The following is a 23,126-nucleotide window of genomic DNA, read 5'->3' as shown; positions in this document are numbered from 1 at the left end:
GGTGCGGCCGATGACAAAACCGGAACGCGACCAGAATGCCATTCCCTGCGACGGCTGCGTGGCATGTTGCAAGACCGACCAGGTCATTCTTCGGCCCGAGGCGGGGGACGACTTGTCATTCTACGAACTCGAGTACATCGCAAGCGCGCTCTACCCCGGGCGAAAGGTGCCAGCCCTGAAGCGCGATCCGCGCACCGGGTACTGCGTCTATCTCGGTGATGATGGATGCACGATCCATGGCCGGGCGCCCTGGACATGCCGCAGGTTCCATTGCGCGCGTATGTTCAAGGCTCTTGGGCGGCTGTCACGCGCGAAGCGCGAGGTTCTCTGGGAGAGGGGGGATGTGCTGGAGGAAGCGATCGTTGAGCGCGGTCGTGATCGCTATCGGCTAGCCAGAGCGATGGGCCTGGATCACGTTCTCGACACCGAGACCCAGGTCGCAGCTTTCGAGAAAATCATCGCCGCCACGCCTAGACGCAAATGAACGGGGATGACTGCGACGGGAAGTGGCGCCCGTCGCCGTCGTGTATCGTTTTCGCGGGATACGGCGGCCGCCCTTTCAAAGACGGGTATTTGCTATTATCGAAATGCATTCGTTTGCGCCTTGGTTTTCGGTAGTCATGATCCGGCTGGCGGCGCATGGACGCGGGAGATCAGAATGAACGTACTGCTGCCCACAACGTTGGTCGGATCGTATGCGATGCCCGAATGGCTGATCGACCGGGCGCGCCTCGCGGAGCGCTTTCCGCCTCGGGTGCGCGCGCGCGAGTTATGGCGGCCGGCGCCGGAGTTTCTTGACGAGGCCCAGGACGACGCCACGATCGTGGCAATTCATATGCAGGAGCGAGCAGGGCTCGATATCATCACGGACGGTGAGATGCGGCGCGAGAGCTATTCCAACCGCTTTGCAACAGCGCTCGAGGGCGTCGATCTCGACAATCCAGGAACCGCGATCGACCGTAGCGGGCATCCCAATCCGGTGCCGCGCATTATCGGGCGCATCCGTCGCAAGCATGCGGTGCAGGTGCGGGACGTCGAATTCCTCCGTCGCTATACCGATCGCAAGATCAAGATTACCGTGCCGGGCCCTTTCACGATGACCCAACAGGCGCAGAACGATTTCTACGATGACGAGGATGAACTCGCTCTCGATTATGCCGCGGCGGTGAATGCCGAGATCCGGGACCTGTTCGCAGCAGGTGCAGATATCGTCCAGATCGATGAGCCGTATTTACAGGCCCGGCCGGACAGGGCGCGCCAATATGGGCCCAAAGCGATCGACCGTGCACTGGTGGGCGTCGAGGGCACCACGGCGCTTCACCTGTGCTTTGGCTATGCCGCCATTATCCATGGCGAGCGTCCGCAGGGCTATGACTACCTGAGCGAACTCGCCAGCACGCGTGTCGACCAGGTGTCGGTTGAGACGGCACAGCCCCGCCTGGATCCTGCCGAATTGCGGTCGCTCGAAGGTAAACACGTCATGGTCGGCGTGATCGATCTAAATGATCCGGAAGTTGAAACGGCGGAGACTGTTGCGAACCGCATTCGGCGAGCAATGACCGCGGTGCCGGTAGACAGGATTATTGTCGCACCGGATTGCGGCTTCAAATATGTCCCGCGCGAGATTGCATTCGGCAAGATGTGCGCGATGGTGAAGGGCGCGGAGATGGTGCGCGCAGCGCTCTGAGATTGCGGCGCGCCGTAGGTCCAGCATCCCGCTGAACAAGCTTCGAGGAGCCTCGCTCCGCATTCACCTGCTCAGGTGCAATCATCGATAGTATCACCCATGCTTATATAATCCTGGCCGCCTGCGCGAGAGCTATGATATCAACCAGACTGATAACGGAGAGGTGAATGCGCAACCGGTGGAGATGGATATATGCAGCCCTGGCCGCGATTACGGTGTCGCTGACTGCCTGCGCGCCGAAGCAGGAAATGTCTCGTGGGGGACAAGAGCTCGGCCCGCTGATGGTGCGCGGCAGCACGGCCACGCTTGAGATCGCTCCAGTGCTGCTTGCAGCTCGGGACTACTATCCAGCCGGTGCTGTCGTGCGAAACGGGGGAATCGGAAATCTCGTCGATGCGGCACCAGAGGGCGATTTTGGCGAGGCGGGTGCAGCAGATGTCGCAACCCACGCGGAGACCCAGGCCCTGCGCTATTCGGTGCAGCATCCCGATATCCGCATCATCCTGACCGTCACCGAAGGACAATACCGGATCGTAGCGCGCCGTTCGGCCGGTATCGCCGCTGTCGCCGATCTCAAGGGGAAACGGGTCGCGACACTCGCGACGACCTCAGCAGGCTATTTCCTGTCGCGGATGCTTGCCCGGGAGGGGCTGGGCTTCGAGGATATCGAAGCTGTTCGCATTTCTCCAATCGAGCAAATGGCGGAGTCCCTGGCGGCGCATGACGTCGACGCGGTTGCGATATGGGAGCCGCATGCCAGCAATGCGGTGCAGGCCTTGGCCGGCGATGCAATCGAGTTTTCCGGCGATGGCGTCTACCGGGAGCTATTCAATCTCAACACGACTGCCGCGGATCTTGCCGACCCTGAGAAGCGGGCGCGTATCGTCGCTTTCGTTCGCGCCATCGTCGATGCTTCGCGAGCCATCGAGCGCAATCCCGCGGCCGCTCAAGATCTCGTAGCGGAAACCGCCGGTATCGTTCGCGAAGACGTGGCGCGTGCATGGCCAACCCTGGGCTTTGTCGCACACCTGCCAGACGATCTACTGGACGTGCTGGTCGAGGAAGAAGCATGGCTTGCGGCGCAGGAGCAACGGCCGCCGCGGACCCGCGAGGAGCTGGCGCGATTGATCGATCCCAGCATCTACGCGGATGCCGCCCGATAAATTTCGGCAATTATATTACAACTAACATCATTCGTAATTGTCGAATTTTGGTTGTCAGCCTGGCTTATGTGATATAAGCAAGCGGCGTTCGTTATTTTAGAACGCGTTGGCCAGCTGTCGTTGCCTGTCGCCACTGGCACAGCGCGGGCAAGAGTCAGTTGGACGACGCATTCGGTGGGAGAACGGCTGCAGCCGACCCCACGTCTGGGAGAGAGGGAAAGCCGATATGACTGGCTCGAAGGACCACCGTTGCGCAACCTGGCCGCGCCGCCTGCTGGCAACCACCGGGACTATGGCGATCGCATTAGCGAGCGCGAACGCATCCGCACAACAGGCCGAACCGGAGGGTCTTCCCGAGGACGTGCCCTCTGAAATGTCGGGTCCGCAAACCGAAGCGATCGTGGTTACGGCCTCACGTACCGCGCAGAGCGGCCTCGATGCGCCGACACCAACTCAGATCGTGAGCTCGGAGGTGATCGAACGCCAAGCGGCAACAACCGTGATGGAAGTGCTCAACCAGAACCCCGCTTTCAAGGCGACGCGGTCCCCGGGCGCCAACGCGACGAACACGTCGAGTCCGGCGCAGGCGACTGCTGATCTGCGGGCACTCGGGGGACAGCGGACGCTGGTGCTGGTGAACCAGTCTCGGGTTGTGCCCTTCGCGCCTGCCAGCAATCTAGGCGTCCCCACGACTACCGACCTCAACCTGTTTCCTACCAACATGATCGAGCGGATCGATGTTGTGACTGGCGGTGCATCCGCCCTTTACGGCTCAGACGCTGTATCAGGCGTCGTCAACATCATCATGAAGAAGGAATACGATGGCCTGGAGCTCACCGGGCAGGCCGGTATCTCGCAGCGTGGAGACTATGCCACCCAAAGGTTGGGCTTCATCGCAGGTACGAGCTTCAATGAAGGGCGTGGGGATATCGTCCTCAGCGCCGACTATTCGAACAACAACGGCTTGAACGATATCTACACGCGCGATTGGGGGCGCGAGGAATGGATGATCGTCAGCAACGCGCAGCGCACGGTCGAAGGTACGCCCGGGTTCGGCCAGCCGGCCTTCATCCTGTCGCCGAACGTGCACGCCAGCCTGGGCTCCGGCGGGGTTATCGTAAGCAACATCCCCGGCCTCACCAACATGACGTTCAACCCCGATGGATCCATCCGCCCGTTCGACAAGGGGGCGATCTTCGGCGGCCAAGTAATGATTGGCGGCGAAGGGCAGTCGATCATCAAGGGCGTGGCGCAGATGCCTGACGTTGAACGCTTCACCACCTATGGGAGTATCTATTACGAGTTCTCGGATACGCTGACCGGCTACATCGAGGGTGGTTTCTCCCGCTCTCGTGGGTTTCTCGACGGCATAGCCATCCGGTTGCCTCGCCAGACGATCCAGCGCGACAATGCCTTTATCCCTGAATCTGTGCTCGCGCGCCTCCCTGCGGATGTACAGTCCTTCGATATCAGCCGGATCGCTTACGATATCGGGCAGAACTTCTATGAGATCACCAACGAAACGCCGCACGGCGTCGTCGGGCTCGAGGGCGAGCTAGGCGGTTCCTGGAAGTGGGACGCGCACGCCTCGTACGGTGTTAACAACTATTCCTCAGCGACATTCAGCAACCCGATCCGTGCCAATTTGAACTTCGCGATCGATGCCGTGCGCGATCCGGCGACAGGCGAAATCGTTTGCCGGGCAACCCTGGAAGGTGATCCGGCGGCCGCCGGCTGCCAGCCGCTCAACCTGTTCGGTGAGGGCAATTTCAGCAACGCGGCGCGCGAATATATCTGGGGCGAAGGTCTGGCCAAGGTGAAATACGATCAACTCGCGTTCGGCGCGAACATGGTCGGTGAACCCTTCTCCACCTGGGCCGGTCCGGTCGCGGTGGCATTTGGCGGCGAATACCGGCGCGAGACGCAGAAGCTGACTTCCGACGCAATTGGCTCGACAAACGGATTCCTCACAGCCGGCAATGCCGTGCCGTACAGCGGATCGTTCGACGTCAGAGAAGCCTATGTTGAGGCAACCGTGCCTCTTGCGAGAGACGTTCGCTTCCTGCGTGATCTGAGCATCAACGGCGCGTTCCGGTATGCCGACTACAGCACTGTCGGCGGACAGACCGCCTGGAAGATCGGCGGCGTCTGGGAGCCGATCGACGGGCTTAACTTTCGTGTTGCCCGCTCGCGCGACATTCGCGCGCCTGCCATCAACGAACTGTTCAGCCCCGGCAGCAACGTTAGAAATACGGTCACGCTGGTTGTTGATGGCGTGACGAAGAACGCGTCGATCCCGCAGAATACCAGCCGCGGCAATCTCGACGTCGGCCCCGAATTCGCAGACACGCTCACGGTGGGGGCTGCCTATCGCGGCACCGGTGGGCTGCGCGGCGTCGGCCTGTCGGTCGATTATTACAACATCAAGATAAGCGATGCGATCACCAACTTATCGACCGTCAACATCGCCAATCTGTGCAGCAATGGCGATACTTACTTCTGCAGCCTGTTCACCTACGGCCCGGACACGAGCACGCCAGACCCCGATGACCGCATTCATACAGGGCTCATCACCGGATCACTGAACGTCGGCGCGTTCGAGCAGGAGGGCATCGACATGACGCTGCGCTATAGCAGCACGGCCGACTTTCTGGGCGATGGAGGGCGCTACAGCCTGGCGGCCAGCGGGACTTACATCCTCCATGCCTACGTCGATTCCGGTACCGGCGCCGCCCCGGTCGACCGTGCGGGCGAGAACGGTTGGTCGAACTTGGGATCGATCCCCACTTTCCGCGGGAATCTGTCGCAGACCATCGGAAACGACGCATGGGAGCTCACGCTCCAGACGATATATATCAGCGCCGGGAAGCAGGACGTGACCTACAACACGCTGCCAACCAACACCATCAACGACAATAGTATCCCTGGGGTGGCGTACTTTAATCTGTTCGGAAAGTTCTTCGTAGGAGACGATAAGCGCTACGAACTATTCTGGGCGGTCAACAACTTGCTAGACAAGGATCCACCGCCCAGCCCGTACACAATCCTGAATTTCCCGACCAATGGGCAATACTACGACAAGGTTGGACGCAATTTCGTGGTCGGAGCCCGCGCGCGATTCTGATCGACATGGATCGAAGAAGGGGGCGCCTGAAAAGGTGCCTCCTTTTTGCTAACTGAAGTTGAGCTGCGCACCGCCACGGAAGAGATTGACAAGCTCGCGGCGGGTACACAGCCAGCGCTGGTCACCCTCGTCCCAGCGGAATGTCTCCGTAGCGCGGCTGATCCGCGTCGGAGCCACGCTTTCCTGCGGGGCTGCTCCATCGGCTGCCCAAAGCAGCATGTACCAAGTCGCTGTCGCGCCGCGCCGATCGTCGAACTCGGCACGAAAGTTGGTGAAGGCGTGCACGGCGACGCGGTCCCCGCGCGCCTCCCGCCAGCTGTAGAAGCCCTGGATCGCTTCACGCCCCTCCAGGTGCAGCTTGCCGGAGCTGTAGACTGCCTCCGGCGCGTAGTAGGTGCCCGCGTTGCGGCCCCAATTGGTGTCGACGTCGTGCCAGAAATCCGCCAGTCCCATCTCAAGCTCAGCAGCAGCAGCGGCACGTTCGCGTCGATTCATCGGTCAATCCCCTGATTGAAGAACAAGGCCAGCGCCGTCTGATCGATCACACTGCGGGCAGCCGGATTGGGCATGAGACGGCGGTAAAGGTCGAGCGTGTCGGCGAAGCGGGTGCTCGCCTCATGATTTACAAACGGCGCATCGCTTCCCCAGAGCAATCGCTCCGGTCCGGCGCTCGTGAGTAGCCGCTGCGTCACTTCTGCAGCAATCGCAAATGGCATGCGAAATCCGGCGGAGAGCTTGACCCATGTGCGGCCGCTTTCAAGGGAGCGGCAAAGTGCGTCAGTCCCACTCATGCGCTCTGCCGTATCGCGCGACGGCACACCGAAATGGTCGATCACAACGCGGACACCCGCCTTGCCGAGCGCGGGGAGCAGCTGCGGGAGGCTGGCGCCACGGCTCAGGAGTTCAACGTGCATACCGCAATCGGCGATCCGGCGCAGGAAACCGCGATACGGCTCGCTCGCGAGATCGGGCAATTCATCGATGCGCCGCCAGATTAGACGCACGCCGACGACGCCTTGGCTGGCGAACCGGCGCAGCGTCCGTTCCTCTATCTCTGGCCTCGCGATCACGGTGCCGCGCAATCGTTCCGGGTAAGCAGCGAGCGCGTCGAGGGTATATGCGTTCCCGTCATCGAAGAGGCTCGCCGCGGAAATCACCCCTTTGGCAATGCCGTGCCGGTCGAGATCGGCAAGCCATGCGTCCACGCCATAGTCGTAGGCCGGCCTAGAATGCGCATCTTCTGCAAAAGGCACTGCCCGCGTAAAGACGTGCGCATGCGCATCGACTGCGGGCGGAGCCGCTGTCGAAGCCGGCGCTTCAGTGGCCATGGCCCGCCCGTACAGGTTGGGGCGCGCCCTTGAGGCTCATCAGCCAGAAGGTGAAAATGCCCCCTGAGATAAGCGGTACGCCCAGCAGCGCGAAGATCATGATCGGGCCGAGGCCCTCACTTAACACGAAGGTGCCGAACAGTGGGGCGAAGATTGAGGCAATGCGCGCCGCGCCATAGGCCCAGCCGATGCCGGTCGCGCGGCTGCGTGGCGGATAGAGCGCCGCCGCAAGCGCTGGGATGCTCGCCTGCGCGCCGTGTTGGAACATCGCCATGAATCCGACCGCTATGAACATGCCGATCGTGGGCGCGAACGCACCCACCAACACCGCGAAAAGGCCGGCAAGCAAGAAAGCCGACGTCATCACCCGCTTGAAGCCAAGTCGATCGATGAAGAAGCCGATGAGCAGCATGCCGAAGAACCCTGCAATGGTGTTTACGCCGTTGATGACCGCCACCTGAGACCATTCCAGGCCTATCACGTCCTTGAAGATCGTGGTTTTCCAAACGCCCGCGGTGATGAAGACGAAGCTCGAGATGGTGATCGCCCACATCAAGAATGTCTTCATCCGCTGACCGGGGCCGAGGATATCGCCGAGCAGTACGGCCCCTGCAGGTTTTTCCGACTTTGGCGGCGCGACCAGCATCACCGGCGCTTCCCGGCCGGGGTCCATCTTGCGGGCGAGCGTCTGGATCCTCGGATCGTCAGGGTTGCGCGCTGCAAGCGAGCGGAGCGACTCAGGAAGGAGGAAATAAATGAAAGGCAGCATGATGGCTGGCATCGCGACCGCGATCCAGAAGCCGCCGCGCCAGCCAAACGGCTCCAGGACGAAGCCCTGCATCAACGCGCCGAGCAGCGCGCCGATCATCGTGCCGCTGACGGTGATGGTGCTCATCGTCGAACGCAGGCGGAGAGGCGCTGTTTCCGACGCGATCGACACCAGAATCGGAATCATCGCGGTGCCACAGAAACCAGCCACGAAGCGGCAAATGGCGAAAGGCACCAGCGAGCTGGTGAATAGGATTGCGAATGCGCTCAGCGCCAGGCCCGAATAGCAGAACAGCAGCAGGCGTGGCCGACCAATCCGATCTGCCATCGGCGGGATAACGAACGCGCCGGCCAGCATACCAATCTGCTGAGCGACCATTGCCGAGGTGATCGCCGTACGCGGCACGCCGAAATCCCGTGCGAGGTCAGGCAAAACCCAGCCCACGACGTAGAGTTCATATCCATCAATCGCGGTCAGGATTGTGCACAGAATCAGAGCCGTGAGATGAAAGCGGTTGAACTTCAATCCATCGAGGAAGGTGTCCACGTCTGTAGGCTGGCCTGCTGTCGACATCATCTCTTCCCCTCCGCCTCATCCGCCATAAGGCGGGAGCGATGTTTATTGTCGCAATCATCGTTATCATATGCCATTTGACATATGCAAACGATAGATGCGCTTTTGTCAGCTTGGCTGAGAATGGATATTCCGTCCAGAGCGTATTCTCAGCACGGCATCGGCAAGCTTCGCGAATGAGCGTTGCTGGCGCTGGACAGGCTAAGGACGATGGGACAGTAGGGGAATTATGGGGAAATCCGTTGGTCAGGCATCCGCGAGCGGCGCACCTTCGATCCTCCACCTGGTCAAGCAGGTGCAGTACAAGGCGTACGTCCAACTGGAGTCCGTGCTCAGCCCATTCGAGGTGACGGCAGTACAGTTTCGCATCCTGACAACACTATCGACACGCCCCAACATGTCGTCCGCCGAGCTCGCACGGCTTTATGACGTGAAGCCGCAGACAATGATAAAGCAGATCGCACTGCTCGAATCGAAGGGCTTGATCGGGCGGCGCGTGAGCGAAGCGAACAAGCGGCTGCTTGAAGTGCGCTTGACCGATGCCGGCCTGGCAACCTTGAAACAACTACAGAAGGATACGCGCGCCCTTGAGCGCAAGCTGCTCCAGCCGCTCTCGAAGGAAGAGCAGGCGATCATGCGCGACTACCTGATACGCTTGCTGCAGTCGCTCAGCGGGGCGGGTGAGAAGACCGCAGATGCTGGTGAGATCGAAGAGTTGACACCAGAGTATCGACGGGCGGGGGTTCAACGACTGTAGGTTCGCGAAGCATAACCTTTGTTCAGCAATGTTGATCGGCGTTCAATTCTGTGGAATTGTGCGGCGATGTTGCTCCAGTCTCTCGGCTATATCGCCATCGCCACTCGCGACGATACCGCTTGGGCGGAATTCGCCGCGAATCTACTGGGCATGCAAGTCGTGGACCGCGGCGCAACCGGTTTCGGCCTCCGTACCGATGAGCGTGACCGGCGACTGTTCGTCGAACGCGCAAATTCCGAGCAGGTCAGCGCGATGGGCTGGGAGGTGGCGGACGCCGATGCGCTTGCCGCGCTCGCGGCACGGCTTTGTGATGCTGGCCATGATGTAAGGCTGGGAACGACTCTGGAGATCGAGCAGAGGCGCGTGGCAGCGCTACTCGTGGCGCACGATCCCGCGGGTAATAGGCTCGAATTCTTTCATGGCGCGGCGGCTGCGACTGCTCCCTTCGTGCCCGGCCGAGCCCTAAGCGGATTCCGGACCGGCTCGCTAGGGCTCGGCCATGTCGTTCTGACCACAAGTTCGCTCGATGCGTTGCTGCCCTTTTATACCGATCTACTTGGCTTCCGCCTCAGCGACTACGCCTTGCGGCCGTTCAAGGCGTCGTTCTTCCACCTCAATAGCCGCCATCACAGCTTCGCGGCGATAGAAACGGGCGTGGACGGATTTCACCATCTCATGGTTGAGCTGGATTCGCTCGATGATGTAGGCCAAGCCTACGATCTCGCGCTGCTTGAAGATGGGTGCGTGGGCGTAACGCTGGGGCGGCATTCGAACGACTTCATGACCTCGTTCTATGCTCGCACGCCGTCAGGGTTTATGGTCGAATACGGTTGGGGTGGGCGGTCGATCGACCCTTCGAACTGGCGACCCTTTGAATGTGACCACGGTCCCAGCTTGTGGGGACACGAACGAGCTTGGCTCGATGACGCCAAGCGCGCCGAAGCACGGCAGTTGCGGCTCGATGCCGCTGCGGCAGGCAGGCGCGCGCCCGACTTCGTCCGTGTCTAGAGGCGTCTGCGCTAATCTTCCGACGCGGCCAGAGCGCCCATGCTCTGTGAAACCTCGCTTGCGGCGCTCAGCAGGGCGCGGACGAATTCCTTTTGCTTGGCACGGGCGATGTATTCGCTGGGGCCCAGTAGCGTGAGCGTGGCAGCAATCTTGTTGCTGTAGTCGAAGATCGGCGCAGCAAGACCCGCGAAGTTGCGGTTTAGCCTGCCGACCGTCGATGCATAGCCAACCTTCCGGATCTTCTCGACCGCTTCCGCGATCTCGCTTTCCGAGGGCGCTCGCGCGCTGCCAGCGTCGTAGGCATCTTGCGCGGCGCGGGCGCGGGCGAGTTCATATTCTGGCAAATGCGCGAGGAAAACCAGACCGGTGGCCGTGGTGGTCAAGGGAAGAATATATCCGAGCCGCACGGAGAACGCGCCCTGAAGCCTGCCGTCGGCTTTGGCGACAATGCATGGTCCGCGATCGCCCCAAAGCGAGAGGTAAATGGCGCAGTCGGTCTTGTCGCGCAGCTCGGTGAGCGATGTCGAAGCGAGCGAAACCACGTCGAGCTGCCGGGTTGCGGCGAGCCCCAGCTGAATCGCAAACGAGCCGAGACCATAGTACCCCGTATGCGCGTCCTGATAAGCCATGTTTTCTCGCACGAAGCTGACGAGATAGAGGTGCGCTTTGCTCGGTGGCATCCCCGCGCGAGCCGCAATGTCGCGCAGCGGTAGCGGTCCTTCCGCCATGCGCAGGACGCGCAAGACACGAAATCCAACTTCGATCGACTGGACCCGCCGCCGTGATTGCTCTGCCTCTGCCATTGGCCTCTCGAACACTGATCTTGCCTTGGCTCCTCCTGCCAAGCGGGGGCCGCTCTGTCCACGCGCCAGATGGAGAATGTGCTCTTTATCCGTGTTTTCGGGCGTTCCACGTCGCGAGCATGGCATGAGCCTCGCCGGCGGCTCTCTCGAGAAAACCCGGAGCCTCGGTGCGCGCGGCAATCTCAAGCCGAAGACCGTTGGGGTCGAAGAAATATATCGAGCGAACGAACCCGTGATCTACCAGCGGGGTGCTCTTCACCCCATGCTCGTCGAGCCGTGCTCGCATAGCCTCGACATCCTCGGCAGAGCCTGTTTCGATAGCAAAATGTTGCACCCACTCCGGCGTGTTGGGGGATGGGGCGGGCTTCTCGTCTCCGCCAAGATCGAAAAAAGCGATGTACGAGCCGTCGCCCAACTCGAAAAAGAAATGGACATAGGGTTTCTCCTCGCCTGTGCTGGGCACACGCTCTGAGAGCATGCAGTTCACCAAGGGCAAGCCCAATATGTCCTCGTAAAAGTGGCGAGTCTCCTCGGCGTCGCGACAAGGGTAGGCGAAATGATACAGACCCTTAAGCGGTCTCGGATCGGTCACGGCTATCTCCATTTTCACCGAAGATAGCAGTATCGCGAACCACTCGTGTCACCCTGGCGGGATGACACGCGCAACAGGTTCACCGCGCTTGCGCCGCGTGTTCGAGCATAACCTCGACGAAGCGACGCAGCGCAGCGGACCGGTCGCGCGCGCGCCATACAAGCATCACCTGAAATTCTAAATCGAGATCGGAAATCGGAACGAGGCGAATGTTGGGGCTGGGCGCACGCGATCCGGCCGTGGTAACAATCCCCACGCCCATGCCTACCGCGACTAGGCTGAATAAGATCGAATGGGTTGTGCATTCCTGCACAAACTGCGGCGCATTGCCGCTACGAATACACGCTGCCATCAAGCGGTCGTAATACCCAGGGGCCGTCGCGCGCGTCGGGCCCAGGACGGGCTCTGTTGCGATCTCTGCCATCGCGACACTTTCGCGGTCCGCGAAGGGATGGCTCTGGTGAACGGCAAGTACAGTTTGGCCAAGTCCGATCGGGGCACGCTCGAGCGCATCACGGTCACGCTCGTCGATATGGGCATCATAGACCAATCCTACATCGAGAGCCCCGTCCTTTATCGCAGCAAGCTGGGCGAGCGAGCCCATCGAACGCAAATCGAGCACCACTGAGGGCTCGTTCTCGCGAAAATGGAAAAGACCATAGGAGATGAAGTCGTAAGCAGCGATGATCTCGCTGAGGCCGACACGAATTGTGCCCAGGTGCCCGCTGCCCATGCGACGCGCGCGGTCAACCGCACGGTCTACATGTTTGAGGATATCCTCGACTTCCTGGAGAAAGGCGCGGCCCGCACCGGAAAGGCGCACCCCCCGCGGCAATCGCTCAAACAACTCCACGCCAAGTTCGGTTTCAAGATCGCGAATTTGCCGCGTCAAAGCGGGCTGTGCAACGCGAAGCGCAAGCGCAGCGCGGCCGAAATGCTCTTCACGTCCGATCGCGCGAAAATAGCGCAGATGCCTCAATTCCATCTCTAATCCATACTCACCGGGCATTAAACGCTCAAGAACAAAGAATTGGACGTATCGATCGCTGTAAAACACTCTTCGGGCATGGAACGTGAATCTGAACGGAGAGCGATGGAAGCCGCCGCCCTCGATGAACTCGACTTCGGCGAGCTGTCCACGGTCGATATTCTTGGTACCCAAGTGGAGTTGTTCACCGCCGGAAGCGGCGCGCCGCTGCTGTTCCTTCATGGACTCGATGGTGTGGAAGGCTCGGCGGCCGCCCTGCGCGAACTGGCCGCGGCCTTCACGGTCTATGCGCCGTCACACCCGGGATTTGGCGGTTCGGAGCGCCCGGCGCGCCTCAATCGGGTCGACGACCTGGGCTATTTTTATCTGGACCTCATGAACCTGTTGTCGCTGCACCGTCCCGTGGTCGTGGGCGCCTCGTTCGGCGGGTGGGTCGCGGCGGAGATTTTGACCAAGGAGCCGGAGCGGGCCTCACGGCTTGTGCTCCTCTCGCCGCTTGGGCTGCCGACCGCCAACCGGCGCGAGCAGCATGTCGCCGACATTTTCATGCTCTCGCGCCAAGAGCTTGGTGCACGCATGCAGGCCGGGGACCCTTTGCCGGGCAGCGACATGGCGGTGCTGACAAAACTGCCGGAAGACCGCATTCGCCGCATTATGCGAAATGACGAGGCCGCAAGCCTCTACGGTTGGACGCCTTACATGGCGAATCCCAAGCTGGGGGACCGACTGCATCGCATCACCGCGCCGACGCTGGTGATGTGGGGCGAGGCCGACGCCCTCGTCCGCCCCGCATATCGGGAGGCGTGGGATGCGGCGCTGCCGCAAGCAAGCGTTGAGACAATCGCCGAGGCCGGCCATCGGCTGCATGCCGATCGCCCCGCGGACCTGGCTTCGCGCATCATCGCCTTCGCCGCTGACGCTTGATCGGAGACACGACATGAAGATCTGGCAATTCAGCGAACAAGCCTATCATCCCGCCTTCGACGTCGCGGGATCGATGCGGGTTACTCTTCCGCAGCATCATTGCGACCCCGAAGAGGCGGGCCGATTGCTCAATCGCTACTTGGACGAGTACCTGCTGGCCGACGAGCTGGGGTTGAACATCATGGTGAACGAGCACCATGCTGCGGCCACCTGCATGTCGACCTCGTGCATGACCACGCTGGGGATCCTCGCACGGCAGACTAGCAAGGCCCGTCTGCTTGCGCTCGGCGTCCCGCTCGCCAATCGCTCCAACCCATTACGAGTGGCGGAAGAGATTGCGATGGTCGACTGCCTTTCGAGCGGCCGTCTGGAGGTGGGGCTGGTCAAAGGCGCACCGTACGAACTGTTTATGTCCAATCGGCAGCCAACCGGTTTCATGGATCGGTTTTGGGAAGCGCACGACTTGATCCTTGCGGCCATGACCAACGAGGGCGACAACTTCTCGTGGGAAGGAGAGCACTTCCACTACCGCACCGCCAGCCTGTGGCCACGGCCGATCCAGCAGCCACATCCGCCGATCTGGGGCACCGCCTCGAGCGCGTCGAGCGCGCGAGAATACGGGCGGCGCGATTACCATTGCGCCACATTCCTCTCGGGTGCGGTCGCGCGTTCAGTCTTCACCGGCTACCGCGAAGCCTATGCAGAGACGCATGGCCGCCAGCCGTCGCCGGACAAGCTAGCCTATCTGGCGCTGGTCGCTTGCGCCGACGACACGGCGACTGCCTTCCGCCGCGCCGAGCAGATGAAAAGTTATTTCACCACCGCGGCACGCCTCGACCCGCAATTTCGCAATCCCCTTGGGTTCAATCCGGTCGAGGCCAATGTTCGCGCTTTGCAGGCCGGGCCAGCGGCGATGCGCCCGCGCATGCGCAATGGGCAGCCATTGCCGGTCGATGGATCGATCGAGCAATACATGGATGCCGGACTTTTCTTCGTCGGGACGCCGGACGAGGTATATGATCAGCTCATCCAATTCCACGACGAAACCGGCGGGTTCGGCAACCTGCTTATGATGGGACAGGCGGGTGAACTGGACCACGCGCAAACCACCGATAACCTGACATTGGTGGCGCGCGAAGTCGCTCCGCGGTTGGCCGAGTTGGCGGGAATCCCATTCGAGGTGCGCGATGCAGCCGTCGGCTGATGCGGCGCAAATCGCGGGACATCCGCCCGATCTGGGCGAAGGTATCTCCCGCTATGTCGAGTTGTTCCGGCAGCCGCCGCCGGCGTCCGATCTGGAGACGATGCGCTTAGCAGGCGACCTGACTGCTGGACGCTTCGCCCGAGGCTATAGGCCCAACGTAGAACGGTTCGACAGTTATGTCGCTGCGGCCGGCCGCGAGATCCCGCTGCGCTTCTTCGATCCGGGAGGTGACGGGCGGCGCGCGGCGTTCTGCTATTTCCATGGCGGCGGCTTCGCGATGGGCAGCGTCGAGAGTTTCGATATCGCCTGCGCCGCGCTCGCCGAGGCTACCGGAGCGGTCGTCGTCAGCGTCCACTATCGCCGCTTGCCCGAGGCGGATTACGCGGCCGCACTAGACGATTGCGAGGAAGCCTTCGCCTGGCTGATGCGGCAAGCCGGAGTATTGGGCATAGATCCCGCGCTGACCGGTGTCGCGGGCGACAGCGCGGGCGCACTGCTTGCGTTCGCCTGCACCGCCAATCTGCGTGATAAGCAAATAGCGGGCCCAGCGTTCCAGGTCCTCTTCTACGGCACGTTCGCAATGGATCCGGAACGGCCGATTTATGCCGAGAGCCGGGATCCGCTGCTGAGCGGGGAACGCGTAAGGCAATACATCGAATTGTTCCGCAGCCGGGGTGGTCTGCTTCGCAGCCCCGCACCGATCGATCGCAGCGATCTCGCCGGATTACCTCCGACGCACCTGGTCGCGGCCGAGCACGATCCACTGCGCAGCGAAGCGGAAGAGCTTGCCGCACGCCTTCAAGCTGCAGGCGTCGCGACGACTGTCCGCATCGCACCCGGCATGATCCACGGTTTTCTGCGCGCGGTGGCCGTATCACCGGGCGCGCGCGAGGAGCTGGAGCAGGCAGCCAATACCGCACGCACTATCATCGAGGGTTTGATCGAATGAAATTGGACGACAGCTACGAACGCGGCCGCGCGATGCGCTTCGAAATGTTTGGGGAGCCGGGTATAGCGAGTCTGGATAATACCGACGATTTCAGCGAGCCTTTGCAGGATCTGGTCACGCGGATGTGCTTCGGCGATGTGTGGAGCCGGCCAGAGCTCGATCGGAAGACGCGATCGATGCTCACCATAGCGATCCTGGTTGGCCAGTCGCGGCCAGATCAGTTGAAGAATCACATCAACGGCGCCCTGGCCAACGGAGTAACGAAGGAAGAAATCCGCGAAATCTTGCTTCACGCGACCATTTACGTCGGGTTGCCCGCCGGGTCGGATAGCTGGCGTCACGCACGTGAAGCGCTGAAGGCGGCCGATGCCTACTGAGGCCGTCCAGTTCAGTTCGCCGCGTCAGGGCGGTGAGAGCGACATCGCCCCGATCGAGGAAATCATCGAAGCGGCGCGCAACGGCCAGCCTTATATCCTGGTCGACGCTGAGGACCGCGAGAACGAGGGTGACGTCATCATCCCCGCACAGTTCGCCACCCCGGACCGGATCAACTTCATGGCGCGCCATGCGAGAGGGCTAATCTGCCTGGCCATGACCGAGGAGCGCGCACGGGAATTGCGCCTGCCGCCCATGGTAGCCGAGAATAACTCCGGCCTACGCACCGCGTTCACCGCGTCGATCGAGGCGCGGGAGGGAATTACCACCGGCATATCCGCGCATGATCGCGCGCACACGGTCGCTGTGGCGATAGATCCGTCGCGGGGATGCGATGACATCGTTTCTCCCGGGCATGTCTTTCCGCTGGTGGCGCGGCCGGGCGGGGTTCTAGTGCGCGCCGGTCACACCGAGGCCGCGGTAGACGTTTCCCGCCTCGCCGGGCTCATGCCATCGGGCGTGATCTGCGAAGTGCTGAATGACGACGGCACAATGGCGCGGTTGCCCGATCTCATCCCCTTTGCCCGGACACATGGAATGCCGATCGGCACTATTGCTGATCTCATCAGCTATCGCCGCCGCACGGAGCGTTCGGTTGTTCGCGTTCATGAAGAAGCGTTCGAGACGGTCTACGGCAGCGATTTTCGGCTGTCGGTGTTCCGCAGCCTGATCGACAATGTCGAGCACGTCGCACTGTCACGCGGTCGGATAGCGCCGGATGTCCCGACTCTCGTGCGGATGCACCGGCTTGATTTCGTATCCGACATGCTCGGACCGCCGAACGAGCGGCGCGAATATGTACAGCGTGCCCTGGCCCGGATTGGCGCGCGCTCCGGAGCAGGTGTGATCGTATTTATCCGCGATCCCTCCGCCAGTGCGATTTCCGAACGGCGTAGCAATGGCCTCACCCCCACGCGCGATCAACGCATTCGTGACTACGGCACGGGGGCGCAGATCCTGCTCGACCTTGGTGTGAGAGATATTGCCCTTCTGACCGACAGTGAAGCGCGGCTCTCGGGAATAGAGGGTTACGGATTGCGTATCGTTGATAGAGAAGGACTGGCGTAGATGAGCGAGTCTGCAAACGCTGCCGTCCCTCTCATGGCAGACCAGTTGCGGCAGGGACTGCGCCGCCTGGGCAAGGCCGTGGTGGTCATCACCGCATGGCACGACGAACGTCGCTGGGCGATGACCGCGACCGCGGTGAGCGAACTCAGCATGGACCCGCCTTCGCTGCTGGTCTGCGTGAACAAGAGCGCTAGTCTACATGGCCCGCTTACCGGCGGTGCCAATTTCTGCGTCAATATTCTTCATAGTGAGCAGCTCAACGTCTCGCAGGCATGTAGCGGTAAGCTGAAGGGGGAAGAGCGGTTCCGTGAGGGCGAGTGGGGCGCCGGATCATGCGGCACACCTTATTTGCGTGGAGCTCAAGCAAGCTTCTTCTGCGAATACGAAACCCACCTCGAGTATGGAACGCACGCGGTCGTGATTGGCGCGGTGCGGGAGGTCGGTATCGCCGGCGCCGTTGATCCATTGATCTATCTCGACGGCGGATACGCAAGGGCCGCACGCCTTTAGTATCAGCCTGGCTGCTTATCCCTTCCCTTATGTCAGCAAAGCTGTTATCAGCTAGGCTGTCATTATAGGCGGCGGCTCAGTCGCGCGGAGAAAGAGCGGAGGAAACACCATGCAATTCGGCCTGTTCTACGAGCATCAGTCTCCTGCCCCCTTCAGTGCCGAGAAAGACCGGCAGATCTTCCATAACGCTCTAGACGAGCTCGAACTGGCCGACCGCCTGGGCTATGACTACGCATGGCTCGTTGAGCACCACTTTCTCGAGGAGTATTCGCACAGCTCGGCGCCTGAAGTGTTCTTGGGCGCATTGAGTCAGCGCACCAAGCGCATGCGGCTTGGACATGGCATCTGCGTGATGCCGCCGAAGATCAATCATCCCGCGCGCGTCGCTGAACGTATCGCGACGCTCGATCTTCTCTCCAACGGTCGCATCGATTGGGGGACGGGCGAAAGCGGGACGGCGATGGAGCTCGAAGGTTTCGGCGTCGACCCCGATCAAAAGAAGGGGATGTGGCGGGAAGCGACCGAGCAATGCGCCAACATGCTCACCATGACGCCTTATCCCGGCTTCGACGGCGAGCACTTCTCGATGCCGACGCGGAACATTGTTCCCAAGCCGATCCAGGCACCGCATCCTCCGCTGTGGGTCGCGTGCTCGCGACGCGATACGATCCTGCACGCTGCTCGCAACGGCATGGGGGCGCTCGTCTTCGGCTTCGCCGCGCCGGAGCAGGCCGGCAAGTGGGTTCAGGAATATTATGACATCATCAAGTCGGAGGAATGCGTCCCGATTGGCCATGCGGTAAACGCGAACGTTGCAATCGTCACCGCTCTGTCCGTCAACGAGGATGAGCAGGAGGCAATCGCGCGTGGGACTGAGGGGTTCAAGTACTTCGGCTACTCGCTCGGTTTCTATGCTGCGTTCGGCAAGCACGTGCCCGGCCACTCGAAAGTGTGGGAAGGGTTCAAAAAGGCTGAAGCCGGGATCGAGGACAACCACGGGAACGGCGGCATCGGAACGCCCGAACAGGTCTACGAGCACTGCAAGGCTTATGCGGACGTCGGGGTGGATCAGATCATCTTCGTCCAGCAGACGGGACCGGCAAACCACGAGTATATCTGCCAGTCGCTGGAACTGTTCGCGAAGACAGCGATGCCGCGCTTGAAGGAAGGCGAAGCGGAACGGCAAGCGAAGAAGCAGGCGGAGTTGGCGCCCTACATCGAAGCGGCGCTCAAGCGGAAGCGGCGGATGGCACCGATCGCGCAGCAGGATATCGAGCCGGTACGCTCCTACGGTCTGCGCAAGAAGGAGGCCGGAACCTTCGAGAACACTCGCTCGGACCGCGGCGGCGGCCTCGCGGTGGTGGCGGACGATCCGCTCGCGCTGGTATCGGACCAAGCGGAGAAGGCGGCAAAATGAGCCTCCTCAGCAGCCGCGTAGTTGTGATAACCGGCGCGAGTTCGGGCATCGGCGAGGCCTGCGCGTTTGCATTCGCGGCGAAAGGGGCGAAGGTTGTGCTGGCGGCCCGCCGGCACGAGCGGATCGACGCCTTGGCGACACGATTGGCAGATGCCGGCCACGCGGCGCTCTCCGTCGGCACCGATGTGACCGACGAACGGGCGGTAGCCAGCTTGTTCGACCGGGCTTTAAACCGGTTCGGAACGGTCGACGTGCTCGTAAACAACGCCGGCATTGCCGACAGCACGCCGGCAGATGAAACGCCGCTCGCTCTGTGGCGTAAGGTGATGGATACCAACCTGACGTCGGCGTTCCTATGCGCGCGGGCGGCCATCCCGATTATGAAGCGGCAGGGTCACGGCCGCATCATCAATGTCGGATCGATCTCCGCCAAGGTGCCGCGCGCGCACAGCCCCGCCTACACCGCAAGCAAGTGGGGCCTGGACGGGCTCACGCGCGCCCTGGCCATCGACTGCCGAGCGCACAACGTGGCGGTCTCAGTTTTCCATCCCGGTATTGTCGCCACGGAGCTGGGTGGGGGGATCAGCAGCCTGCCCGATGATTTGGTGGCACAACCCGAAGACGCCGCCGATGTGATCGTCCATATGGCGGACATGCCTGACCACCTCAACTTTTACGAGGCATTGGTCGTACAAAACAAAATCCCGTTTCTCGGCCGAGGGTAGGCCCGGAAGCCTAGGCGGCGGAGTTTTTCTGCTCATCCACGAGGGTCTTGAGCTTGCGCGCGGCACTCACCGCCACCGGCCAACCGGCGTAGAATGCGATATGCGCAATCGCCTCTCCGAGTTCCTCGACGGACAAGCCGTTCTCCAACCCCAGCTCCATGTGGCCCTGAGTTTGCTCTCGTCCGAGCGCGATCAAACACGCGATCGTGATGAGACTGCGATCGCGGGCCGAAAGTTGCGCCCTCTCCCACACCTTGTCGTAGAGGATCTCCTGGGTGAGCTGGTCCAGCAGTGGCGCAACATCTGCCAATTCGCGGCCACGGCCGCCCGAAGGTCTCTTCATCCCGCTTCTCCCTGACCCCTGAAGGGCGCAAAATTGCCCGCCGCGGCGTTGAGAGCGCCGCGGATCATACCCAGATCCGAAAGCCAAGCGATGTAATGCACGCCGCGCGCGACATACGCCTCGAGCTGCTTCGCATTGCCGACCACCGTACCGATATGCTTGCGCCCCGCCGCGACCTCGATGACACGATCGATCGCTCGGACCACGTCAGGGTGGCCGGCATTCCCGGGATGGCCGAGCGATTGGCTTAGATCCCCCGGTCCAATGAACAGCACGTCGAGTTCGTCGATTGTGCACAGCGCCTCGATATCCTCGACCATTTCCTTGTTTTCGATGTGTACGGCCACAATCGTTTCGGCGTTCGCCCGCTGCTCGTAATCCGCGACGGTGCCATACCCGGCAGCACGGCAGGCCCGGGCCGAGCCTCGCTCGCCCAGCGGCCAGTACTTGGCCTTGCGGATCACTTCGCGAACGTCCGCTGCGCTCTTCAACGAGGGCACTTGGATACCGCTTGCCCCGCTGTCGAGAACATGCAGAAGGTTGGCTTCCTGCGCGTCCGGCGTGCGGACCACCGTGCTCATGCCCATGCGCTCGCACGCACGGATGAGGCCCTCGATCTGGCCGTGGGTGAAGCACGCATGTTCTGCATCGACGATGAGAAAATCGAACCCGGCCAAGGCGAACAGTTCGGCGATGGCAGGCGAGTCCACCTTGAGGAAACTACCGAACACCGTCTCCCCTGCCTCGAGCTTGCGCTTCACCTCCGAATTGAACACGGGCCATCTCTCCTGCACTTGCTATTTACAAACGGCATTCAACATGGCACTCAATTTCGGGTAAGCCAAGCGCAGATACCAGATGCGTTGGAATCTCGACAGGAGAGTATGTGGAGCGGGGGTGGTTTCTCGCCTATTGGGCAATGGCAAGGCAGAGATAGCAATGACCGAAACCCCGCTCGCCGATGGGCTACCGGATTATCTCGCCGCCGTCCGTCGTCCGCCTGAAGCGGCGGCATCGATGGAGGCCGCGCGGCTCATTGCAGATCGCGATGCACATCGCATCGCCTGCCCGCATCCTGCAGGAATGGTTGTTACAGATACCTATGTCGTAGGCAGTGCGATTGAAACGCCGGTTCGCATCTATAGGCCCGGCCGTGCCGCACCGGGGCCCGCGATCCTATACCTGCATGGCGGCGGCTTCACCACGGGCAGCATCGAAAGCTACGACTGCCTCGCATCGGCCCTCGCACAGGCCACCGGCGCCTGTGTCGTTAGCGTTCACTACGCGCGTCTGCCCGAGTCGACACCGCGCACGATGATCGCACAGGGCCATGAGGTGCTGGAGTGGATGGCACGAATGGCCGGACCGCTCGGAATAGATCCCGCGCTTTTAGCCGTGGCGGGCGATAGCGCGGGAGCATTCCTTGCCACTCACCTCGCGATGCGGGTGCGAGATGGCGGCGGACCGTCGCTGGTCTGCCAGCTTCTTTGCTACGGCGTCTACGATCTCGATCCGGGCCGGAAAGCCTATGCAAGTACGCTGGATCCAGTTCTTCCCAAGTCGGTAATCGAAGCGATGATCGCGACTTATCATCAATGCGAGGAGCGCGACGGGGAGCCGACGCTGGCGCCGCTTGGGGTTGACGATCTGTCGCGCCTGCCCCCGGCGGTCCTGTTGGATGCCGAGCATGACCCCATGGTCGCAGAAGGACGCGAGTATGCGACCGCTCTGCGTGCCGCAGGCGTTGCCGTGGAGGAGCGCATCGCGCGTGCCATGTGCCATGGGTTTCTGCGCGCCCTGCGCTTTTCGGCGCCCGCGCGCGAAGAGATGCAATGGCTCGGGGCTGCTTTTCGAAACCAACTCCCACCAGCAAGGAAACCGTAAATGGCTCTCAAGACCGGCGATCCCGCTTTCGAAGCGGGCCGCGAGATGCGCAAGCAGTTGTTCGGCGCGGGCAGTGTCGAACGCATGGAGCAGGCCGATGACTTCCACGAGCCGCTCGAAAACTACGTCACCTCGGCCTGCTTCGGTGAAACCTGGACCCGTCCCGGTCTCACGCTACGCGAACGCAGCCTGATCACGATGGCAATCTGCGCTGCGCTTAACCGGCAAACCCCGCTCAAGCGGTTGGTCAAATGCGCTGTGGAGAATGGCGCGACCAAGGAGGATATCCGCGAGGTGCTGTTACAGACGACACTCTACATCGGCGTTGCAGGTGGTGTCGAAAGCTGGGCGCTTGCGGCAGAAGCGCTCAAGGAGATCGACGCCTACTGAGCCGGACGGGCGGGCTGTAGCCCTGCCGCTTCGATTCCGGCTGCCGCGCAGGCCGCATCGTCGGCGGGCTTCGCGCCCGACACTCCCATTCCGCCAAGGAGAGCGCCCTCCGCTGTGTAAATTGGCACACCCCCTTGCAGGGTTGCGACGTTTGGCATGTTCGCAGGCGGGTTCATCGCCGTCATCTCGCCGGTGGCACGGCCGAATTTGGCAGCCGACACCGCCTTCCACTGCGCGATCTCGCCCGCCGCTGTCGAAGCCCCATCCATGTGCGCCAGCGTAACCGCCAGGCCGTGCCGTTCGAGCACCACCACTGCGACATTGAGATCCCGCTGCTTCGCCCAGGCGACGCAGGTATCGCGGATCGTTGCGGCGCTCGCATAGTCGAGAGCAGGCCGCGCAGTTTGCGCTGCCGCCGGCGCGACAAAACAAAGCGCAGCCGCCGCAAAATAGTGCAAGCCTCGCTTCATCCTTCGTCTCCCCCT

The 23,126-nt window shown here is 61.7% G+C and carries 25 protein-coding genes; 16 read left to right on the top strand and 9 right to left on the bottom strand.

Annotated features, from left to right (window positions below):
* Positions 1 to 10 precede the first annotated feature (10 nt).
* The 4 genes from AC3A5N_RS00430 to AC3A5N_RS00415 all read left to right on the top strand — a co-directional run bounded on the left by AC3A5N_RS00430 (position 11) and on the right by AC3A5N_RS00415 (position 5,974).
* Positions 11 to 484: a YkgJ family cysteine cluster protein gene (locus AC3A5N_RS00430; RefSeq protein WP_487735334.1), complete on the top strand. Its 474-nt coding sequence runs from the start codon at positions 11 to 13 to the stop codon at positions 482 to 484.
* A gap of 174 nt (positions 485 to 658) precedes the next feature.
* Positions 659 to 1,687: a 5-methyltetrahydropteroyltriglutamate--homocysteine methyltransferase gene (locus tag AC3A5N_RS00425; RefSeq protein ID WP_487735333.1), complete on the top strand. Its 1,029-nt coding sequence runs from the start codon at positions 659 to 661 to the stop codon at positions 1,685 to 1,687.
* 167 nt (positions 1,688 to 1,854) lie between these two features.
* Entirely contained in the window at positions 1,855 to 2,850 is a 996-nt protein-coding gene (locus AC3A5N_RS00420) for an ABC transporter substrate-binding protein (RefSeq protein WP_487735332.1), read from the top strand.
* Positions 2,851 to 3,076: 226 nt separating this feature from the next.
* Positions 3,077 to 5,974: a TonB-dependent receptor plug domain-containing protein gene (locus tag AC3A5N_RS00415; protein WP_487735331.1), complete on the top strand. Its 2,898-nt coding sequence runs from the start codon at positions 3,077 to 3,079 to the stop codon at positions 5,972 to 5,974.
* Between the two features lie 48 nt (positions 5,975 to 6,022).
* Here AC3A5N_RS00415 and AC3A5N_RS00410 read toward each other — a convergent pair whose 3' ends face one another.
* The 3 genes from AC3A5N_RS00410 to AC3A5N_RS00400 are packed head-to-tail and all read right to left on the bottom strand — an operon-like array spanning position 6,023 to position 8,647.
* On the bottom strand, positions 6,023 to 6,469 hold the full coding sequence (locus AC3A5N_RS00410) for a nuclear transport factor 2 family protein (protein ID WP_487735330.1): 447 nt from the start codon (positions 6,467 to 6,469) through the stop codon (positions 6,023 to 6,025).
* On the bottom strand, positions 6,466 to 7,302 hold the full coding sequence (locus AC3A5N_RS00405; protein ID WP_487735329.1) for an amidohydrolase family protein: 837 nt from the start codon (positions 7,300 to 7,302) through the stop codon (positions 6,466 to 6,468). Before AC3A5N_RS00405 ends, AC3A5N_RS00410 begins: the two co-directional genes overlap by 4 nt.
* Positions 7,292 to 8,647, bottom strand: coding sequence for an MFS transporter (locus tag AC3A5N_RS00400; RefSeq protein ID WP_487735328.1), 1,356 nt, complete (start codon positions 8,645 to 8,647; stop codon positions 7,292 to 7,294). Before AC3A5N_RS00400 ends, AC3A5N_RS00405 begins: the two co-directional genes overlap by 11 nt.
* A gap of 226 nt (positions 8,648 to 8,873) precedes the next feature.
* Between AC3A5N_RS00400 and AC3A5N_RS00395 the strand changes: the two genes are divergently transcribed.
* Together AC3A5N_RS00395 and AC3A5N_RS00390 are read left to right on the top strand one after the other, a co-directional pair.
* On the top strand, positions 8,874 to 9,401 hold the full coding sequence (locus AC3A5N_RS00395; protein WP_487735327.1) for a MarR family winged helix-turn-helix transcriptional regulator: 528 nt from the start codon (positions 8,874 to 8,876) through the stop codon (positions 9,399 to 9,401).
* Positions 9,402 to 9,467: 66 nt separating this feature from the next.
* Positions 9,468 to 10,409: a VOC family protein gene (locus tag AC3A5N_RS00390; protein WP_487735326.1), complete on the top strand. Its 942-nt coding sequence runs from the start codon at positions 9,468 to 9,470 to the stop codon at positions 10,407 to 10,409.
* An 11-nt stretch (positions 10,410 to 10,420) separates the two neighbouring features.
* On the opposite strand, the gene AC3A5N_RS00385 is transcribed toward AC3A5N_RS00390, so the two are convergent.
* The 3 genes from AC3A5N_RS00385 to AC3A5N_RS00375 all read right to left on the bottom strand — a co-directional run bounded on the left by AC3A5N_RS00385 (position 10,421) and on the right by AC3A5N_RS00375 (position 12,789).
* Positions 10,421 to 11,212, bottom strand: coding sequence for an IclR family transcriptional regulator (locus tag AC3A5N_RS00385; protein ID WP_487736299.1), 792 nt, complete (start codon positions 11,210 to 11,212; stop codon positions 10,421 to 10,423).
* Between the two features lie 85 nt (positions 11,213 to 11,297).
* Entirely contained in the window at positions 11,298 to 11,816 is a 519-nt protein-coding gene (locus tag AC3A5N_RS00380) for a VOC family protein (RefSeq protein ID WP_487735325.1), read from the bottom strand.
* A 67-nt stretch (positions 11,817 to 11,883) separates the two neighbouring features.
* A complete protein-coding gene (locus tag AC3A5N_RS00375; protein ID WP_487735324.1) occupies positions 11,884 to 12,789 on the bottom strand; it encodes a LysR family transcriptional regulator in 906 nt (301 codons plus the stop codon).
* 108 nt (positions 12,790 to 12,897) lie between these two features.
* Between AC3A5N_RS00375 and AC3A5N_RS00370 the strand changes: the two genes are divergently transcribed.
* From AC3A5N_RS00370 to AC3A5N_RS00335, 8 genes are all read left to right on the top strand, one after another.
* Positions 12,898 to 13,716 (top strand): alpha/beta fold hydrolase, encoded by an 819-nt coding sequence (locus AC3A5N_RS00370; protein ID WP_487735323.1) that lies wholly within the window; start codon positions 12,898 to 12,900, stop codon positions 13,714 to 13,716.
* Positions 13,717 to 13,729: 13 nt separating this feature from the next.
* Entirely contained in the window at positions 13,730 to 14,920 is a 1,191-nt protein-coding gene (locus tag AC3A5N_RS00365) for an LLM class flavin-dependent oxidoreductase (RefSeq protein ID WP_487735322.1), read from the top strand.
* On the top strand, positions 14,904 to 15,869 hold the full coding sequence (locus AC3A5N_RS00360) for an alpha/beta hydrolase (protein ID WP_487735321.1): 966 nt from the start codon (positions 14,904 to 14,906) through the stop codon (positions 15,867 to 15,869). Before AC3A5N_RS00365 ends, AC3A5N_RS00360 begins: the two co-directional genes overlap by 17 nt.
* Positions 15,866 to 16,246: a carboxymuconolactone decarboxylase family protein gene (locus AC3A5N_RS00355; RefSeq protein ID WP_487735320.1), complete on the top strand. Its 381-nt coding sequence runs from the start codon at positions 15,866 to 15,868 to the stop codon at positions 16,244 to 16,246. The genes AC3A5N_RS00360 and AC3A5N_RS00355 overlap by 4 nt, the downstream gene beginning before the upstream one ends.
* A complete protein-coding gene (gene ribB / locus AC3A5N_RS00350) occupies positions 16,236 to 17,372 on the top strand; it encodes a 3,4-dihydroxy-2-butanone-4-phosphate synthase (RefSeq protein WP_487735319.1) in 1,137 nt (378 codons plus the stop codon). The genes AC3A5N_RS00355 and ribB overlap by 11 nt, the downstream gene beginning before the upstream one ends.
* Complete coding sequence (locus AC3A5N_RS00345; protein ID WP_487735318.1) at positions 17,373 to 17,882, top strand: flavin reductase family protein; 510 nt, start codon at positions 17,373 to 17,375, stop codon at positions 17,880 to 17,882.
* Between the two features lie 109 nt (positions 17,883 to 17,991).
* Entirely contained in the window at positions 17,992 to 19,299 is a 1,308-nt protein-coding gene (locus tag AC3A5N_RS00340; RefSeq protein WP_487735317.1) for an LLM class flavin-dependent oxidoreductase, read from the top strand.
* On the top strand, positions 19,296 to 20,024 hold the full coding sequence (locus AC3A5N_RS00335; RefSeq protein WP_487735316.1) for an SDR family oxidoreductase: 729 nt from the start codon (positions 19,296 to 19,298) through the stop codon (positions 20,022 to 20,024). Before AC3A5N_RS00340 ends, AC3A5N_RS00335 begins: the two co-directional genes overlap by 4 nt.
* 10 nt (positions 20,025 to 20,034) lie before the next feature.
* Here AC3A5N_RS00335 and AC3A5N_RS00330 read toward each other — a convergent pair whose 3' ends face one another.
* Together AC3A5N_RS00330 and AC3A5N_RS00325 are read right to left on the bottom strand one after the other, a co-directional pair.
* Entirely contained in the window at positions 20,035 to 20,367 is a 333-nt protein-coding gene (locus AC3A5N_RS00330) for a carboxymuconolactone decarboxylase family protein (RefSeq protein ID WP_487735315.1), read from the bottom strand.
* Entirely contained in the window at positions 20,364 to 21,128 is a 765-nt protein-coding gene (locus AC3A5N_RS00325; protein ID WP_487735314.1) for an HpcH/HpaI aldolase family protein, read from the bottom strand. The genes AC3A5N_RS00330 and AC3A5N_RS00325 overlap by 4 nt, the downstream gene beginning before the upstream one ends.
* A gap of 178 nt (positions 21,129 to 21,306) precedes the next feature.
* On the opposite strand from AC3A5N_RS00325, the gene AC3A5N_RS00320 reads away from it, so the two are divergent.
* A complete protein-coding gene (locus AC3A5N_RS00320; protein WP_487735313.1) occupies positions 21,307 to 22,251 on the top strand; it encodes an alpha/beta hydrolase in 945 nt (314 codons plus the stop codon).
* Positions 22,252 to 22,641 (top strand): carboxymuconolactone decarboxylase family protein, encoded by a 390-nt coding sequence (locus AC3A5N_RS00315; protein WP_487735312.1) that lies wholly within the window; start codon positions 22,252 to 22,254, stop codon positions 22,639 to 22,641.
* On the opposite strand, the gene AC3A5N_RS00310 is transcribed toward AC3A5N_RS00315, so the two are convergent.
* Entirely contained in the window at positions 22,635 to 23,111 is a 477-nt protein-coding gene (locus AC3A5N_RS00310; protein WP_487735311.1) for a GlcG/HbpS family heme-binding protein, read from the bottom strand. The genes AC3A5N_RS00315 and AC3A5N_RS00310 overlap by 7 nt on opposite strands.
* Positions 23,112 to 23,126: the final 15 nt, after the last annotated feature.

Source organism: Pelagerythrobacter sp. Soil_C_18 (assembly GCF_057657235.1).
The sequence above is the reverse complement of the archived record's forward strand: the minus strand, read 5'-3'. Positions and strand labels throughout refer to the sequence as shown.

What these genes read in the sequence shown, in the direction of transcription:
- AC3A5N_RS00430 (WP_487735334.1), top strand. Translation starts at nt 11, where the DNA reads ATGACAAAACCGGAACGCGACCAGAATGCCATTCCCTGCGACGGCTGC.
- AC3A5N_RS00425 (WP_487735333.1), top strand. Translation starts at nt 659, where the DNA reads ATGAACGTACTGCTGCCCACAACGTTGGTCGGATCGTATGCGATGCCC.
- AC3A5N_RS00420 (WP_487735332.1), top strand. Translation starts at nt 1,855, where the DNA reads ATGCGCAACCGGTGGAGATGGATATATGCAGCCCTGGCCGCGATTACG.
- AC3A5N_RS00415 (WP_487735331.1), top strand. Translation starts at nt 3,077, where the DNA reads ATGACTGGCTCGAAGGACCACCGTTGCGCAACCTGGCCGCGCCGCCTG.
- AC3A5N_RS00410 (WP_487735330.1), bottom strand. Translation starts at nt 6,469, where the DNA reads ATGAATCGACGCGAACGTGCCGCTGCTGCTGCTGAGCTTGAGATGGGA.
- AC3A5N_RS00405 (WP_487735329.1), bottom strand. Translation starts at nt 7,302, where the DNA reads ATGGCCACTGAAGCGCCGGCTTCGACAGCGGCTCCGCCCGCAGTCGAT.
- AC3A5N_RS00400 (WP_487735328.1), bottom strand. Translation starts at nt 8,647, where the DNA reads ATGATGTCGACAGCAGGCCAGCCTACAGACGTGGACACCTTCCTCGAT.
- AC3A5N_RS00395 (WP_487735327.1), top strand. Translation starts at nt 8,874, where the DNA reads ATGGGGAAATCCGTTGGTCAGGCATCCGCGAGCGGCGCACCTTCGATC.
- AC3A5N_RS00390 (WP_487735326.1), top strand. Translation starts at nt 9,468, where the DNA reads ATGTTGCTCCAGTCTCTCGGCTATATCGCCATCGCCACTCGCGACGAT.
- AC3A5N_RS00385 (WP_487736299.1), bottom strand. Translation starts at nt 11,212, where the DNA reads ATGGCAGAGGCAGAGCAATCACGGCGGCGGGTCCAGTCGATCGAAGTT.
- AC3A5N_RS00380 (WP_487735325.1), bottom strand. Translation starts at nt 11,816, where the DNA reads ATGGAGATAGCCGTGACCGATCCGAGACCGCTTAAGGGTCTGTATCAT.
- AC3A5N_RS00375 (WP_487735324.1), bottom strand. Translation starts at nt 12,789, where the DNA reads ATGGAATTGAGGCATCTGCGCTATTTTCGCGCGATCGGACGTGAAGAG.
- AC3A5N_RS00370 (WP_487735323.1), top strand. Translation starts at nt 12,898, where the DNA reads ATGGAAGCCGCCGCCCTCGATGAACTCGACTTCGGCGAGCTGTCCACG.
- AC3A5N_RS00365 (WP_487735322.1), top strand. Translation starts at nt 13,730, where the DNA reads ATGAAGATCTGGCAATTCAGCGAACAAGCCTATCATCCCGCCTTCGAC.
- AC3A5N_RS00360 (WP_487735321.1), top strand. Translation starts at nt 14,904, where the DNA reads ATGCAGCCGTCGGCTGATGCGGCGCAAATCGCGGGACATCCGCCCGAT.
- AC3A5N_RS00355 (WP_487735320.1), top strand. Translation starts at nt 15,866, where the DNA reads ATGAAATTGGACGACAGCTACGAACGCGGCCGCGCGATGCGCTTCGAA.
- ribB (WP_487735319.1), top strand. Translation starts at nt 16,236, where the DNA reads ATGCCTACTGAGGCCGTCCAGTTCAGTTCGCCGCGTCAGGGCGGTGAG.
- AC3A5N_RS00345 (WP_487735318.1), top strand. Translation starts at nt 17,373, where the DNA reads ATGAGCGAGTCTGCAAACGCTGCCGTCCCTCTCATGGCAGACCAGTTG.
- AC3A5N_RS00340 (WP_487735317.1), top strand. Translation starts at nt 17,992, where the DNA reads ATGCAATTCGGCCTGTTCTACGAGCATCAGTCTCCTGCCCCCTTCAGT.
- AC3A5N_RS00335 (WP_487735316.1), top strand. Translation starts at nt 19,296, where the DNA reads ATGAGCCTCCTCAGCAGCCGCGTAGTTGTGATAACCGGCGCGAGTTCG.
- AC3A5N_RS00330 (WP_487735315.1), bottom strand. Translation starts at nt 20,367, where the DNA reads ATGAAGAGACCTTCGGGCGGCCGTGGCCGCGAATTGGCAGATGTTGCG.
- AC3A5N_RS00320 (WP_487735313.1), top strand. Translation starts at nt 21,307, where the DNA reads ATGACCGAAACCCCGCTCGCCGATGGGCTACCGGATTATCTCGCCGCC.
- AC3A5N_RS00315 (WP_487735312.1), top strand. Translation starts at nt 22,252, where the DNA reads ATGGCTCTCAAGACCGGCGATCCCGCTTTCGAAGCGGGCCGCGAGATG.
- AC3A5N_RS00310 (WP_487735311.1), bottom strand. Translation starts at nt 23,111, where the DNA reads ATGAAGCGAGGCTTGCACTATTTTGCGGCGGCTGCGCTTTGTTTTGTC.